Genomic DNA, 13,310 nt, shown 5'->3' with positions numbered 1-13,310 from the left:
AGAAGTGATCAATAAGCGGTTGCCAGCCAAGACTTTATAGGCTCATGATCAATTCATCCTGAACGCCTGGAACATCGGGTTTTCACACCGTCCTGTAACATTTTCAGGGCAAAAGAGGGTTGCCCTCCTGAGCGTGCAATGCAAAGGTTTTTAATCATAAGGAATATACAGAACCGGTTTCGCCCACCTCGTTAATCAGAGGCAACGACACATGCAGTGTCGTGGTCCCGACGAATTTCTCGCCGGCACCCAGGGTTCTGTGAAGAAGGAGAAGTTGAATGCCTTACGAACCGAATGAACTCCTGATCCGTCAATTTGAAGAAAACGGCACCGACCTCACGCAGCAGGTCGACGCGCAACTCCACTTGATTGCGCCCAACAGTCCAAATATCCCCCTTTATCGCGACATGATCTTCACCGTGTTGCGCATGGCCCAGGACGACCGCAGCCGCTGGAATGCCAAGATCACCTTGCAGGCGATACGGGAACTGGACCACGCCTTCCGCGTGCTCGAACAGTTCAAGGGGCGGCGCAAAGTCACCGTGTTCGGCTCGGCTCGCACGCCGGTGGAAAGCCCGCTGTATGCACTGGCCCGGGAAGTGGGCGCGGTCCTGGCCCGTTCGGACCTGATGGTGATCACCGGCGGCGGCGGCGGCATCATGGCGGCGGCCCACGAGGGTGCCGGCCTGGAGCACAGCCTGGGGTTCAACATCACCCTGCCCTTTGAACAGCACGCCAACCCGACCATCGATGGCACCGAGAACCTGCTGTCCTTCCACTTCTTCTTTACCCGCAAGCTGTTCTTCGTCAAGGAAGCCGACGCCTTGATCCTGTGCCCGGGCGGTTTCGGTACCCTGGATGAAGCGCTGGAGGTGCTGACCCTGATCCAGACCGGCAAAAGCCCGCTGGTACCGGTGGTACTGCTGGATGCACCGGGTGGTAGCTTCTGGCAAGGCGCACTGGACTTTATCCGCAGCCAGCTTGAGGCCAATCGCTACATCCTGCCCACCGACCTCAAGCTGGTCCGCCTGGTGTACAGCGCCGAAGAGGCGGTGGACGAAATCAACCAGTTCTACGCCAACTTCCACTCCACCCGCTGGCTGAAGCGCCAGTTTGTGATTCGCATGAATCATCCGTTGAGTGACCGCGCACTGGCCCACCTGCAGGAGGCGTTCGCCAGCCTTCGCCTCAGTGGCGACTTCCAACAAGTCGCGTACACCGGCGAAGAGCATGACGAGCCAAGCTTCAGCCATCTGACGCGGCTGGTGTTCAACTTCAACGGGCGTGATCAGGGACGGTTGCGGGAATTGGTGGATTACATCAACTTGCCGGAAAACTGGGCCCAGGCTCAGGGAAAACCGCAGCAGCGGGTGACGGAGACGGCGTGACCTGACACTGAAACGCAAAAAGGCCCGCTATTTTCATAGTGGGCCTTTTGGGTTGTGTCAGGTAGAACGATGCGCAGGTTAGGGCCGCTGCGCAGCCTAGCGGGAGCAAGCTCCCTCGCCACACCAAGCCCCGCAATGATCAGAGCAACCATTTACCAGGCGCAGCCTTCAGTCATCCATATCCCGACCGCTCAACAGGCGACTGATCATCTCCATCGAAAACCCGCGATAACTCAGGAAGCGACCTTGCTTAGCCCGCTCACGCGCATCAATAGGCAGATGACCGGCAAACTTGCGCCGCCAGGTTTCTTCCAGTTGTGCCTGCCAACTGATGCCGCACTCACGCAACGCGAGTTCGATATCAGCCCGGTGCAGGCCACGCTGGCTCAGCTCTTCACGAATTCGTGCAGGGCCATAGCCGGATCGGGCTCGGTAGGAGACGAAACTTTCGAGGTAACGGAACTCCGACAGCAGCCCTTCTTCCGTCAAACGGTCAAGGGCTGCGTCGATCATCTCGGGATCTGCGCCACGCTGACGCAGCTTACGCGTCAGCTCGACTCGACCATGCTCGCGCCGTGCGAGCAGGTCCATTGCAGTGCGCCTTACGGCGACGGGTGTATCCAGGACAACGCTCATCGTTTGCTTCAGATGTCAGTGTCGACTTCTTCTACTTCTTCAACCGGCTCGCGGTTGGCGGCAGCCTTGACGTCAGGTGCCGGGGTCAGCAACTTGTCGCGGATCTGCTTCTCGAGCGTAGCGGCAACATCCGGGTTATCCGCAAGGAACTTGGCCGAGTTGGCCTTGCCCTGGCCGATCTTGCTGCCGTTGTAGGCATACCAGGCACCGGATTTCTCGACGAAACCGTGCAGCACGCCCAGGTCGATCATCTCGCCGTTCAGGTAGATACCCTTGCCGTAGAGAATCTGGAACTCGGCCTGACGGAACGGCGGGGCCACCTTGTTCTTCACGACTTTAACGCGGGTTTCGCTACCGACAACCTCGTCACCTTCCTTCACCGCGCCAGTACGACGGATGTCCAGACGGACCGAAGCGTAGAACTTCAGCGCGTTACCACCGGTGGTGGTTTCCGGGCTGCCGAACATCACGCCGATCTTCATCCGGATCTGGTTGATGAAGATCACCAGGCAGTTGGCGTTCTTGATGTTACCGGTGATTTTACGCAGGGCCTGGGACATCAAGCGGGCTTGAAGGCCCACGTGCATGTCGCCCATTTCGCCTTCGATTTCAGCCTTGGGTACCAGGGCTGCCACGGAGTCGACCACGATCACGTCGATGGCGTTGGAGCGCACCAGCATGTCGGTGATTTCCAGCGCTTGCTCACCTGTGTCCGGTTGCGAAACCAGCAGGTCGTCAACGTTGACGCCCAGCTTGCCGGCGTATTCAGGATCCAGGGCGTGCTCGGCATCGACGAACGCACAGGTGGCGCCCATTTTTTGTGCCTGGGCAATCACCGACAGGGTCAGGGTGGTTTTACCGGAAGATTCAGGACCGTAGATCTCAACGATACGGCCTTTTGGCAGGCCGCCAATGCCGAGCGCGATGTCCAGACCCAGAGAGCCAGTGGAGATAGCCGGGATCGCCTGACGGTCGTGATCGCCCATACGCATTACGGCACCCTTGCCGAATTGACGTTCGATCTGACCCAGGGCCGCAGCCAAGGCTTTCTTCTTGTTGTCGTCCATTAAAGTCCTCACGTAATCAATAAGGCCTGGCGGCCAACACCTGTATAAGTAGACAGTATTGTTCCACAAAGATCCGTGATCGCCTACCCCTGATTTTCTATTTCTGCTGCAGCTCGTCGCAACAAGCCCTCTAGCGCGGCCTTTACCGTTTGTCGGCGGACCTCGTCGCGGTTGCCGGGGAAGTGTTCGAGCTCGGCGGTAACCTCATCGCCCACGCCCCAGGCCAGCCATACGGTGCCCACCGGCTTGTCCGGCGAACCGCCATCGGGCCCGGCCACGCCGCTGACTGCCACGGCAAAACGCGCCAGGCTTTTCTCCTGGGCGCCCCGCACCATCGCCTCCACCACTTCGCGGCTGACGGCACCGACCTTGGGGAACAGAGCTTCCGGCACATTCAGTTGCCGGGTCTTCTGGCGATTGGAATACGTGACATAGCCCGCCTCGAACCAGGCCGAACTCCCGGGAATCCGCGTGATTGCCTCGGCGATACCGCCGCCGGTGCACGACTCGGCCGTTGTGACGTGGGCATTGAGAACCTGCAAGCGTCGGCCAAGTTCAGCGGCGAGTTGAGTAATTTCCTTCACGGTCATCTCCTGGAGTGGACGGGCGTTCGCCTACCCTACAGGAGCCCATGGGCCATGCAAGTTACAAGAGACTAACGCGCGACGGCCTGGACATACGCCTGGCAGGCGCGCAAGGCGATCATTGCGTTATCGCCGTCGTCGGTGATGCCGATAATTCGTTGAGCATGCGCCGGGTCAAGTCGGGCTCGCGGGGCGCCATGAACCAGGCTGCCGGAGGGGGCGGTGGCTGGCATTGTACAGCCGCTGGCTGAATCGCTGGCGTCGAGAAGGACTGACAACCGCACATCAGCAGTGGCCAGGCGATCCCGCAGGTGAGCCTGAGCGCGTTGTGCATCGGAAAGCTCCCGGGTGTGTTGTTGGTCGCTGGCGCTGAGTTGTTGCTCCAGTGCCAGCCGTTTATCCTGTTCGGCCTGTTGTTGCTGGCTGAGTGCTGCGGCATGCAGAGCCTGCAGGTGCTCGAGTTGTGCGCCATATCGCCAAGCCTGTACCTGCCAGGCAACACCCGCCGAAACTGCGAACAACAGGCAAAACCCAAGCAGGCGACACGACGTCAGGAAGCCCATGACACCGCCTTCGCCCGCGCCCACAGTTGCATACGGTTCTCCAGACCGTTGAGGCCACCATTGATGCGCCGGGTGATCGTGGTGAACTGGTCCTGGTCAGCCAGCTCGTTCAAGCCATTGCGCTGCCAGAACCACGCGGCAGATTCGCACGCCCATTGCGGCGTCTCCAGCAACTCCGGTTGGTGCAACAAACGCTCATCGCCGAACAGTGCCTGACTGCACGCCAGGTAGTTGCGCCGGCCGGTGATCTGGATCAGGCCGCGGCCGCGATACTTCTGGCCATCGCCATCGGCTTCCGGGGTGTTGCCCAGGCGGGCGGCCAGGGTGCCGGTGTCGTACTTACTCAGGTATTGATCGCTGCCCAGCTCACGTACGTAACGCAGTTCGCCGGATTCGTGGCCGATTTGGGCGAGGAAGGCGGCGATGCGTTTGGGTGTGGTGATTTGGCGGTTGGACATGGCTGTGTTCAGCGCAGATACGAAAACGCCCGCTTGGGAGCGGGCGTTAGGCATGATTTGCACAAGATCATTCTGGGTTATCGGCATGAAAAAACCTCCGAACTCACGAGCACCACACTATTGTACAAGGCCAACCATCCAGTCCGGTTTAACCGGTCGAAATTCGGAGGCTGGAAACTTCGAGTTCTGCGGCCAATCACGCAGCAGTTGGAAATAAGCCAGCAGTTGCGCAAATTGTCCTTCTGTCAGCGTGGTATCTCGCTTCAGATCGGACTCATCCCGATGGCGCTCGCGAAGCCACTTGATACTGTCGATTTCCGAATCCCGCCAGAGTCGTTCGGATTCACACTCGTTCGTGTTCCTCAGTTTTTCATCGAGATGCCAGGACGAGCCATCCCAAACGTGATCTGACCCGGGGCGTTTCAGCGAGGTAAGTTCCAACGGCAACTCACCTAACTGCTGCCATTGGATCTCCTCGCCGGTATCCGTTCGATACACAAGACCGCGCAGGTCCGGAACCAGGTTCCAGATAGCTTGAGCATCTTTAACGTGAACCGCAGCAAAGCCGGGCTCGGTTACAGGCGGGGCTTCACTGAAAGCCATGGAGGGGATAAGCCAGGCACCCTCGACAAGTGGATCGGGGTCAGCAAAAGCCGTTCCGATGTATTCGCCCGTCACCGGGTGTGCCTGATAAATAACGGGGGCAGAAGTAGTCATGATTGACCTCAGTACTTGATGCACATAAGACGGGAAGTGTTGCGCGGACGCGTTTCGTTGGCGGTGCGTGGAACACCATTGACGCCGTTGGTTACGGGGTCACCGGTGCTGCCAATGTTGAACGATGCGTTGGAACCACCGCCCACGCCGTTCCAGTTGCCTGGGCTCCCGTTCAGAGTGGTGCCAGGACGAGGGCCGTGCCAATGGCCTTGCATCGCATCCAGTTGCAACGACCCCAGCCCGCGTTGCGGGTCCACGCCGCGTCCATCGTCAAAGCCACGGATGAACTCACCACGGCTGTCCGGCAGGTTAAACGTAGTGCTTCCGTCACCAGCGCCAAACGTCGTCCCTATCACGTCAAACAGCTTTGAATAGGCTGTACGAGAAACCGCAGCCCCGTTCTCTTTCAAAAACCCAGCCGGTGCCGAGGCACCGCAATACTGAATCGTCGTCCCGACCGGAACCCCCATCGACGCTGGGTCGAGATTTCCAGAGTGCCAGAGCCTTCGTGTTGGGCTCCAGACCTTAGCCTGAGAGCAGCCTCGGATGTAGACATCCGGTTCTGTGTTCCCCTGCTGAAAACCAATCTGCCCCGCGTAATTTCCGTCGCCGTAAGGGATATTCACCAATCCGACGTAGTTGGCGAAACTGGTATTCCCGGCACTGTAATAATAAAACCCGCCGGGTAGCCCAACGGTATCAATCGCGGCAGCAGGTGCAACATTGCCACCCAGTCCGTATTGGCCAATGCTCAGCGCATCTGTCACACCATAGCCCGCAAGGGTCGTGGCCTTATCCGCTTTGGTTGAAGGGTTGAAGTTGATCTCAGACCAAATTTTCTTCGAACTCCAGAGCAACTCACCGTCCGCGTTCATCGCGAGTGCTCGAGCAATTATCTTGCCCCAATGGAACATGATTCGTGGTGCATAGTTGAAATCTCGTGTGGAATCAGAAACTTCTTGCGCTTCACGAATTTCCAGTGCGCCCCCCTGTCCATTGCCGATCTCACCCAATATGCTGGAAGAAAGACTTGGGCGCTGCTGGGACGTACGGCCTACCACCAGAGCATCCGTAATCCCATACCCCGCCAACGTCGTCGGCTTATTCCTCAACCTCAACCAATCACTCAAAACAGTCAACGCCTGCGCCAACTGATCCGTCTTCGTCTCATCCGGCGCAATCCCCGCCGCCGCCAGCACATTCAAAATCTCCTGCGTAACCCCATTCCCCCAAGCTGCCGGAATCAAACTCCCCGGCGTCCCGGTCACCGGGTTTTCATCCACAAACTTGCCATTCACCAGCCCAACGCTGGGCACACTCTTTGGATAATCCACGCTTCTATCCTCTAGTCATAATTGATGTGCACCTGCGTATGTGCAGGTGCGCTGCGATGAATCAGGCACTCCAGGGCATTGCCCGGGTTGACGCCAAACCGCTCTCCCCAATAACTCGCCCCAAACCGCCGCCCCAGGTGCTGGCGGCCGCCGGTGTTGAGCGTCCACATGAAGTGCGCCTGCCAGGTGCCAAAATGCGCCGCGCCAAACCGTGAGCGGCCCATGCGCGGGGCGCGATGTTCAGTGACACTGGCGTCGGGATAACCCTGGCTGCGGGCGATTTCGATGTAGTACGCGGCGCGCTGGCTGCCCACCGCCAACAGACGTCGACGCACCGCCAGGCGACGGTCGTCGTACAGCGGGCTCAAGCCCAGGCAAGGGTCGGGCAGTTGCATCACCCTTTCCCACTCCGGCACCAGTTCGCTGACGGTCACGGGGTCCATTTCGTTTTGCAGGTCGCAGGCGCGGGCGTCGATGCGCGTAAGTTCTTCGGCGATGCCTTTGAGCACCGTCTGCAACTGCGGCATGGTCTCCAGGTCCCAGGCCGGACCGCTGGGCAACAGGGCGATCAGTTGTTCCTCGTACTGGCCAGCCGTCCTTATCCCAGCCATGTGATACCTCCAAACACCAGTAACTGGTTTGTCGCCGCCGTAACGTCCGCCAGCGGGCTTGTCAGTGTGTGATCGGTCTCACCGGTGGCGGTGCTGATGGCTTCGGCGATGTGGGTCAGCAACAAGCTGTCGCCCAGCCCCGCCTCGCGATTGTGCAAGTCTCGCAGTTGGGCCTCGACGGCCGCGCGCACGGCGCTGGTGTCGGGGGTCAGGCGCAGTTGATAAACCACTGGCTTCATCACCGGCGCCAACACATACACATCAGCGGTCACTGGCCGCAGCGGTTCGATATGGGCTTGAACCTGCGCCAGCTGCGCGGCATTGGGGATCGGCTGCGGGTCGTCGTCACGCATCACGAACACCCCCACCGTCCCCGGCCCCAGGTAATTGCCGCGACACCATGCGCGGGTAATGCCGGGCACTTCGAGGGACCAGGTCTCGTAATCCTGTGCCGAACCGCCCTGGGGAATAACGCGATAGGAACGAATCACCCGCGCCCGCAGCGACTCCAGGGTTTCTCGCGCCACACCGCCGGTCAGCCCCGGCGCCAGCACGGTAAAGGTCGAACCAATACCTTGCAGCGGCTGGACCGCGATCAGGCTCAGCCCGGCATCAGCGTTGCCCAGCGTGCCGGCATCAATCGCCTGCACCGTGGCGGTGTTGAGGCCTGCATGGGTGGTACCGGCAGCGGTGACTTTGAAGCTGCGACCATCACTGGCTTGCAGCACCGTGTCCACATCCAGCACCGCGCCCGCCGCTGCGGTAAAACTCACGCTGCCACTGGCGGCCACCGCCGCCTTGCGAGCCTGGTTCAAACGCAGCGCGGCGATGCGCTCCAGGGTGGATTCATCCGCGGTATCCGGCAGGATCTGCTCAGCGATCCAATCGAGATAACCGTACAGGCCGAACGCAGCGCCACTCAGTGTGCGCGCCAGGACCTGGGCATCGGACTGGCGCAGCGAATCGCTGGCCAGGTCGCTTTGGGTGCGTTTGATCAGCACCGGCAGCGAAGGGGTTTCAAACGGCATAGATCACCTGCCAACTGTTATCAGGGTTGATGTCCAGGCGCTCGCCATCGGCCAGGGTCAGCTGCGTGCGCAGGTTGAGCCGCTGGGCGTCGAGGCGCTCACTGAGGACTTCGATGGCGCTGCAATGCCCGTCGTCGATCAGCCATTGCAAGGCTTCGCGGGCATAGAATTCGGCGTCCAGTTGCGTCTGGTGGGTCAGCTTGACCCGGCGCAGCAACCACAATCTTGAGCCGATACGGTCGTCGGCCACGCTGGGAAAACTGTCGCCCCACCAGCCGAAGCGCTCGTCATCGTCAACCGCATCGTCGGACGCGGCACGGCGCCAGGTGAACAGGCTGATCAGCACCGAGCGGGTCAGGGCCTTTTTCAGGTTGTCGGAGACAAACATCACTGGCCTCCCGCCGGCGCACCGGTCTGGCCGCTGCCGGGCTGGACGCCCACATGCACGTGCTGGATCTGGCTGATGCCGCCGGCAATCTGGTCGCCCTGGGAGATGATCTTGCCGCTCTGGGTCAGGGTCGGCGTATCAATGTTCACCGCCTGGCTGGCGCGGATATTCAAGGTGCCGGTTTCAATGTCGATTACCCGCCCGCGCTTGAAATGAACTTTGTCGCCTTCGTCGGTATAGATCGCCACTTCACCCGGCGCCAGGGACTGCAAGCGATAGCGACGGTCGGCCACCACCAGCACGATGGCATGGGAGCGGTCACCGCCCAGGAAGGTGGCGATGCCTTCAGCACCCGCCAGAGGGTTGCTGGTAAACCCGTAGGGTTCGAAGTGCTCCATGTCGTCGTTCACTTCGCCTGCCGTCAGGCGCATTTGCAGCGATTGCAGCTTGGTGGCCGAGTGGGCGAGCACGACAGTGCCGCGCGCCAGCAGGCGAGTCAGTAAGCTCATGGAAATTCCTTGGTGGTTAAGCGGATGGCAACGGATTGGCATCAAAGGTGGACGGCGGCGCCACCTGTAGCGTGGTGATCGAACCTTGGTCGGAGAGCGACCAGGTGACCTTGGAGATCAGCATGTCCTGGTCAAAGCCCAGCACCGGATCGATCACCCGCACCAACAGGTTGTGGCGCCACAAATCGCCGTTGGACTGCCGCCAGCCTTGCACGGTGTAGGTGGTGGTCAGGGCTTTTCCGGTACGGGTGGCGCGTTCCCAGTCGGCGCGTTGCTGGGCCAGCTCGGGGGTCAACTGCGTCGGTTCGCTGATCACCGTGACGCGTTTTCGCGTGGCTTTTTCATCCCGGGAAATCCCTGAAACCTCACTGACCGCCGCTGCGTTTTTTTGATCATCGCCCTTGTGCTGGCCGATGACGCGGTACTCGGAAAATACCGAGCTGAAGTCCATCGGTGCGTTAGCCGAAAGGATGTTCTGGCCCAGCTCCAGGCTGTCATTCGCACGCCCTGCACTACCGGGCGATGCCAATACCAGGCGCCCATCCGCATCGTCGGTGGAGAACACCCGATACAACGTCAGCAAGCGGTCGATGGATTGAAATACCGTCTCCCCGGGCACGATGCTGTGGGTATGCAGGCGCGCGGTTTCGGCAATCTCGCTGTGCACCTCCACGCCATAGGTGGCCGTCAGCGCCCGGACGATGCTCAGCACATTTTGCCCGCGCCACTGGCCGGGCTGGTTTATCGCTGCGCAGTCCACCAGGTCCTGGGTCACTGAGCCGCCCTGAATACTCAGGCTGATCTGTCGGCCGTCGTAACTGATGGGCGCCTTGAACACAAAGCCGGTGAGCACCAGGTCGCAACCGATGCGTACCTGGCAACGGGCGCCGGGCTTGATCGGCGCCGCCAGGGTTTGCCCGGGCCATTGCCAGGTGATGTTGAGGGTGAAGGTGCGAAATTGACGCTCCAGGTCGGCGCTGATTTCCACGCTTTTCCAGCCGCCATAATCCAGGCCGTCCACGGTCAGGGTGACGGCATTGTCCAACTCGTTCATGAGTTACTCCCTGACCACTTGCAGGTCCGCCGGTGGCAGGAAGCCCGGGTGAGCCACCCGATTGCGCTGCACCACCTCGCCCACTCGCGTCGCGTCACCGAACCGCTGATAGGCCAACAGCAAGGCGGGCATGCTGCGCATCGGCGTCAGATTGACCAGCCGGACACCGGACGAAGCCACCGCCGTCAGATGCGCGAACATCTGTTGGCGCAGGTCGTTCAGCGCAACATAGTGCCCGGCGTCGGCCTTCAATGCGGCTTGCCACATGGCTTCGTTCAGAAGGTCACGCAGCACCAGCACATCGTCGGCCACCGGTACTTCGCGGCGCTGCACCGGCTGTGCCGCCTGTTGCGCCAGGGATGGCGTGGTACTGAGGGTCACCGCTTTTGTCGCCACCGGTACGTCCGCCAGCCAATGGGCGATCTTCACCCACAACGCATCCTGTACCAGGTTGGCAGTGGCTTGCACCGCCGCCACGCTGTCCTTGCCGGTGGTCAGCTTCGGCACGTCGATAGTGCGAGCCGCTTCCACCTGCTGCGAGAGGTTGGCCAGCATGCCGCGATAGCCGTTGCGGGCAAATGCCTTCAACTCTTTCACATCACCGAGCAAGCCCTTGAACTCGGCGCTCAATTCCTTGGGCACTTCCTTGATGGCTTTGACCAAGGCATTCAGGTCGCCATACAACTGAATCAGTGGGGCAAACTGCTGCTCAATCACCTGGTAAACCTCTGCCAGGCCATTGCGCAACGCCTGGATGCCCACCCGCGCCTGCTTCACCAGTGCGACGGCCTGCTCAAAGCGCAGCACCGCCGACCCCAGCAAACTGTCGGCCGACACCAGCAACAGCTGGCGGGTATTGACCGCCGTAGTGGGAAACTTCAAAGGTTCGTCGGGATAGAACTTCAGGGCAAAGGTCACCAGCCCGCCGTCCTGGCGGGTTTGGGTCATCTCGCATTCGCCGACCTTGACCTGCAACCGTCCAAGCCACGGGTGCACCAGCTCGCCGGCGCCCTCCTCCAGGGCCTTGAGCAACTTGTCGCGTTGCTCCAGGCAATCCTCGCCCACTACAAATGCCGTCAGCTCATGCACCCTGGACTGTTGGCCCAGCCCTTCAAAAAAAGGCAGGTCGCGCTGAGGGTATTCGTGCAACTGGCCCTTCTTGCCGACCGGGACTTTCGCCTGGTCAACCCAAAACCCGACGCCACGAAACGACGCCGGCAACAAACGATCACGCCAGCTCATTGGAGCCTCCAAGGGACAGGGAACGGTAGCCGACACGTGGGGTGACGCTCAGGCCGGGCTGGTTGGTTCTGGGCTGGTCGACCCGCAGGCCGGCCGGTGCATTGTCGAAGCTCACCCGCAAATCGCCGTTGAGCTGCGTGCGGTTGTTGGCAGCGGTTTGTTGCAGCAGCGAACTGGAGCTGGACGCCAGCGGTGATACCAAGCCAGGCCCCTTGCGGAACCAGGACGGATCGCGCGCGCTTTCGGCATTACGTTCCTGTTGCTCGGTGGTCAACTCCAGCACACTGCCGGTCGCCTGGTTGATCACCTCACCCAGCCCACCGTTGAACAGCTTGCGAATCGGTGCGGTGATCACCGCAAGCTTCTCCGAGAGCGCCGTGAACCAACTCAGCACCGGTGCCCACATGGCTTCAAGTTGCTCCATCGGATGCCAGTCGTCGAACAGGCCACTCAACACTACAAAGGCGTCCTGGGCCTGCAACTTGATATCGCCCCAGATCGAGGCGAATGCACCGCTGACGCTACCCCAGACGGCAGAAACCTTGTCCAGGGGCGACCAATCGAAGTAACTGCTGACGATGGTAAAAGCCGCCAGCGCGGTGAGTTTGAAGTCACTCCAGATCGCCGCAAACATCTCACTGATCACACCCCAGTTGGCAATGATTTGCCCTTGGGGTGACCAACTGAACAGACTTTTCATGAACTCGACCACCGGCACACTCAGTGCCTTGAGCAAGTCCCAGAGGGCCGCAAAAAAACCGCTCAACGGCGTCCAGTTGTTGACGATCAAACCCATTGGCGACCAGGAAAACAGTGTGGTGAAAAAGCCGACCAAGGGCTGCGCCATTACCTTCAGCGACGTCCACAACCCTGCAAAAAAGCCTGTGATCGGCCCCCACAAGCGCATCACCTGTTCCAGCGGACGAAACGCAAAGACCGTCTGGAAAAACTCGCCCAAGGTTCCAATCGCCGCCATCACCCGTTCGCCGAGCCCGACAAAAAATGCCGAAATCGGCTTCCAGTTGGCAACGATCAAGCCTGCCGCCACGGCAATGCCTACAGCCACCAAAACTATCGGATTGGCGCTGAGCACCAGCTGCATCAAGCCCAGTGCCTGAGACACGCCGGTGACGGCCGCCTGCATCGCGGTAAACGCTACTGCGCCGGCAGCCAGGCCCTGCACCAGTTGCGGATTTTCGGTGAGCACCTGGGCCAACGTCGTCAGCAACGGCTCCAACCCGACCACCACCGCCGTGACGGCCGGCAACAGCGCAGTACCAAACGCCACCGACACCTTGTCCAGCGACGCGTTGAAATCCTTCAGCCCTTGCGCCGCCGTTTCGGTAACGCCCTGCCCCACGGCGGCATTGACCTCGCCGACCTCAGCCCTGAACGCCAGCGCCGATTTGATACCGCTGATAAACGGTGCCGCCAGCCCACCGCCCTTCACCAAACCGGCGATATCCAGCTTGCCGAGACCGGTCTGTTCCAGGTTCTGCCTGAAGCGACCGACCATGGCCTGCAGCGCAGCGAGCTTGGGCGACAACTGGTCGATGCCGGTCAGGCGCACCGCGGTACTTTCTACTTTCTGAGCTTCTGCCATCACTGCACCTGCTGCATCGCATTGATCCGTTGCGCATGCTCCAGGGATTCCCGGAGCGTATCCAAAGGCCTGGCCAGCATCTGTTCGGGATCAACCTTCCAGAACCAGGCCAGGTCATAGGCCACCGC

General features: G+C 60.5%; 16 protein-coding genes. 1 reads left to right on the top strand and 15 read right to left on the bottom strand.

The window, feature by feature from the left end:
• Positions 1-278 precede the first annotated feature (278 nt).
• Positions 279-1,388 carry a TIGR00730 family Rossman fold protein gene (locus tag HX818_RS00365; protein WP_177019276.1) on the top strand — a complete coding sequence of 370 codons (1,110 nt, stop codon included), beginning with the start codon at positions 279-281 and terminating at the stop codon, positions 1,386-1,388.
• A 168-nt stretch (positions 1,389-1,556) separates the two neighbouring features.
• On the opposite strand, the gene recX is transcribed toward HX818_RS00365, so the two are convergent.
• The 15 genes from recX to HX818_RS31095 all read right to left on the bottom strand — a co-directional run bounded on the left by recX (position 1,557) and on the right by HX818_RS31095 (position 13,307).
• Positions 1,557-2,024 carry a recombination regulator RecX gene (recX, locus tag HX818_RS00360; protein WP_177019275.1) on the bottom strand — a complete coding sequence of 156 codons (468 nt, stop codon included), beginning with the start codon at positions 2,022-2,024 and terminating at the stop codon, positions 1,557-1,559.
• An 8-nt stretch (positions 2,025-2,032) separates the two neighbouring features.
• Complete coding sequence (gene recA / locus HX818_RS00355; protein ID WP_003208645.1) at positions 2,033-3,091, bottom strand: recombinase RecA; 1,059 nt, start codon at positions 3,089-3,091, stop codon at positions 2,033-2,035.
• 83 nt (positions 3,092-3,174) lie between these two features.
• Positions 3,175-3,675, bottom strand: coding sequence for a CinA family protein (locus tag HX818_RS00350; RefSeq protein WP_003208648.1), 501 nt, complete (start codon positions 3,673-3,675; stop codon positions 3,175-3,177).
• 71 nt (positions 3,676-3,746) lie between these two features.
• Positions 3,747-4,238 carry a lysis system i-spanin subunit Rz gene (locus tag HX818_RS00345; RefSeq protein WP_177019274.1) on the bottom strand — a complete coding sequence of 164 codons (492 nt, stop codon included), beginning with the start codon at positions 4,236-4,238 and terminating at the stop codon, positions 3,747-3,749.
• Entirely contained in the window at positions 4,226-4,783 is a 558-nt protein-coding gene (locus HX818_RS00340) for a glycoside hydrolase family 19 protein (RefSeq protein ID WP_177019273.1), read from the bottom strand. Before HX818_RS00340 ends, HX818_RS00345 begins: the two co-directional genes overlap by 13 nt.
• A gap of 30 nt (positions 4,784-4,813) precedes the next feature.
• Positions 4,814-5,413, bottom strand: coding sequence for a phage tail assembly chaperone (locus tag HX818_RS00335; protein WP_177019272.1), 600 nt, complete (start codon positions 5,411-5,413; stop codon positions 4,814-4,816).
• A gap of 8 nt (positions 5,414-5,421) precedes the next feature.
• Positions 5,422-6,747, bottom strand: coding sequence for a tail fiber protein (locus HX818_RS00330; RefSeq protein WP_177019271.1), 1,326 nt, complete (start codon positions 6,745-6,747; stop codon positions 5,422-5,424).
• Positions 6,748-6,758: 11 nt separating this feature from the next.
• Complete coding sequence (locus HX818_RS00325; protein WP_087695306.1) at positions 6,759-7,358, bottom strand: YmfQ family protein; 600 nt, start codon at positions 7,356-7,358, stop codon at positions 6,759-6,761.
• Entirely contained in the window at positions 7,346-8,386 is a 1,041-nt protein-coding gene (locus HX818_RS00320) for a baseplate J/gp47 family protein (RefSeq protein ID WP_177019270.1), read from the bottom strand. The genes HX818_RS00325 and HX818_RS00320 overlap by 13 nt, the downstream gene beginning before the upstream one ends.
• Positions 8,376-8,774, bottom strand: coding sequence for a phage GP46 family protein (locus HX818_RS00315; protein ID WP_177019269.1), 399 nt, complete (start codon positions 8,772-8,774; stop codon positions 8,376-8,378). The genes HX818_RS00320 and HX818_RS00315 overlap by 11 nt, the downstream gene beginning before the upstream one ends.
• Positions 8,774-9,283 (bottom strand): phage baseplate assembly protein V, encoded by a 510-nt coding sequence (locus HX818_RS00310; protein ID WP_177019268.1) that lies wholly within the window; start codon positions 9,281-9,283, stop codon positions 8,774-8,776. The genes HX818_RS00315 and HX818_RS00310 overlap by 1 nt, the downstream gene beginning before the upstream one ends.
• A 16-nt stretch (positions 9,284-9,299) precedes the next feature.
• Positions 9,300-10,337 carry a phage baseplate assembly protein gene (locus tag HX818_RS00305; protein WP_177019267.1) on the bottom strand — a complete coding sequence of 346 codons (1,038 nt, stop codon included), beginning with the start codon at positions 10,335-10,337 and terminating at the stop codon, positions 9,300-9,302.
• A 3-nt stretch (positions 10,338-10,340) separates the two neighbouring features.
• Complete coding sequence (locus HX818_RS00300) at positions 10,341-11,579, bottom strand: DNA circularization protein (RefSeq protein WP_177019266.1); 1,239 nt, start codon at positions 11,577-11,579, stop codon at positions 10,341-10,343.
• Positions 11,566-13,182 (bottom strand): hypothetical protein, encoded by a 1,617-nt coding sequence (locus tag HX818_RS00295; RefSeq protein ID WP_177019265.1) that lies wholly within the window; start codon positions 13,180-13,182, stop codon positions 11,566-11,568. The genes HX818_RS00300 and HX818_RS00295 overlap by 14 nt, the downstream gene beginning before the upstream one ends.
• Positions 13,182-13,307, bottom strand: coding sequence for a hypothetical protein (locus HX818_RS31095; RefSeq protein ID WP_010170085.1), 126 nt, complete (start codon positions 13,305-13,307; stop codon positions 13,182-13,184). The genes HX818_RS00295 and HX818_RS31095 overlap by 1 nt, the downstream gene beginning before the upstream one ends.
• Positions 13,308-13,310: the final 3 nt, after the last annotated feature.

The organism is Pseudomonas sp. F9001 (genome assembly GCF_013385435.1).
In the GTDB taxonomy this organism is placed as follows: Bacteria; Pseudomonadota; Gammaproteobacteria; order Pseudomonadales; family Pseudomonadaceae; genus Aquipseudomonas.
Note: the sequence above shows the minus strand (reverse complement) of the source record. Positions and strands in the feature narration are given on the sequence as shown.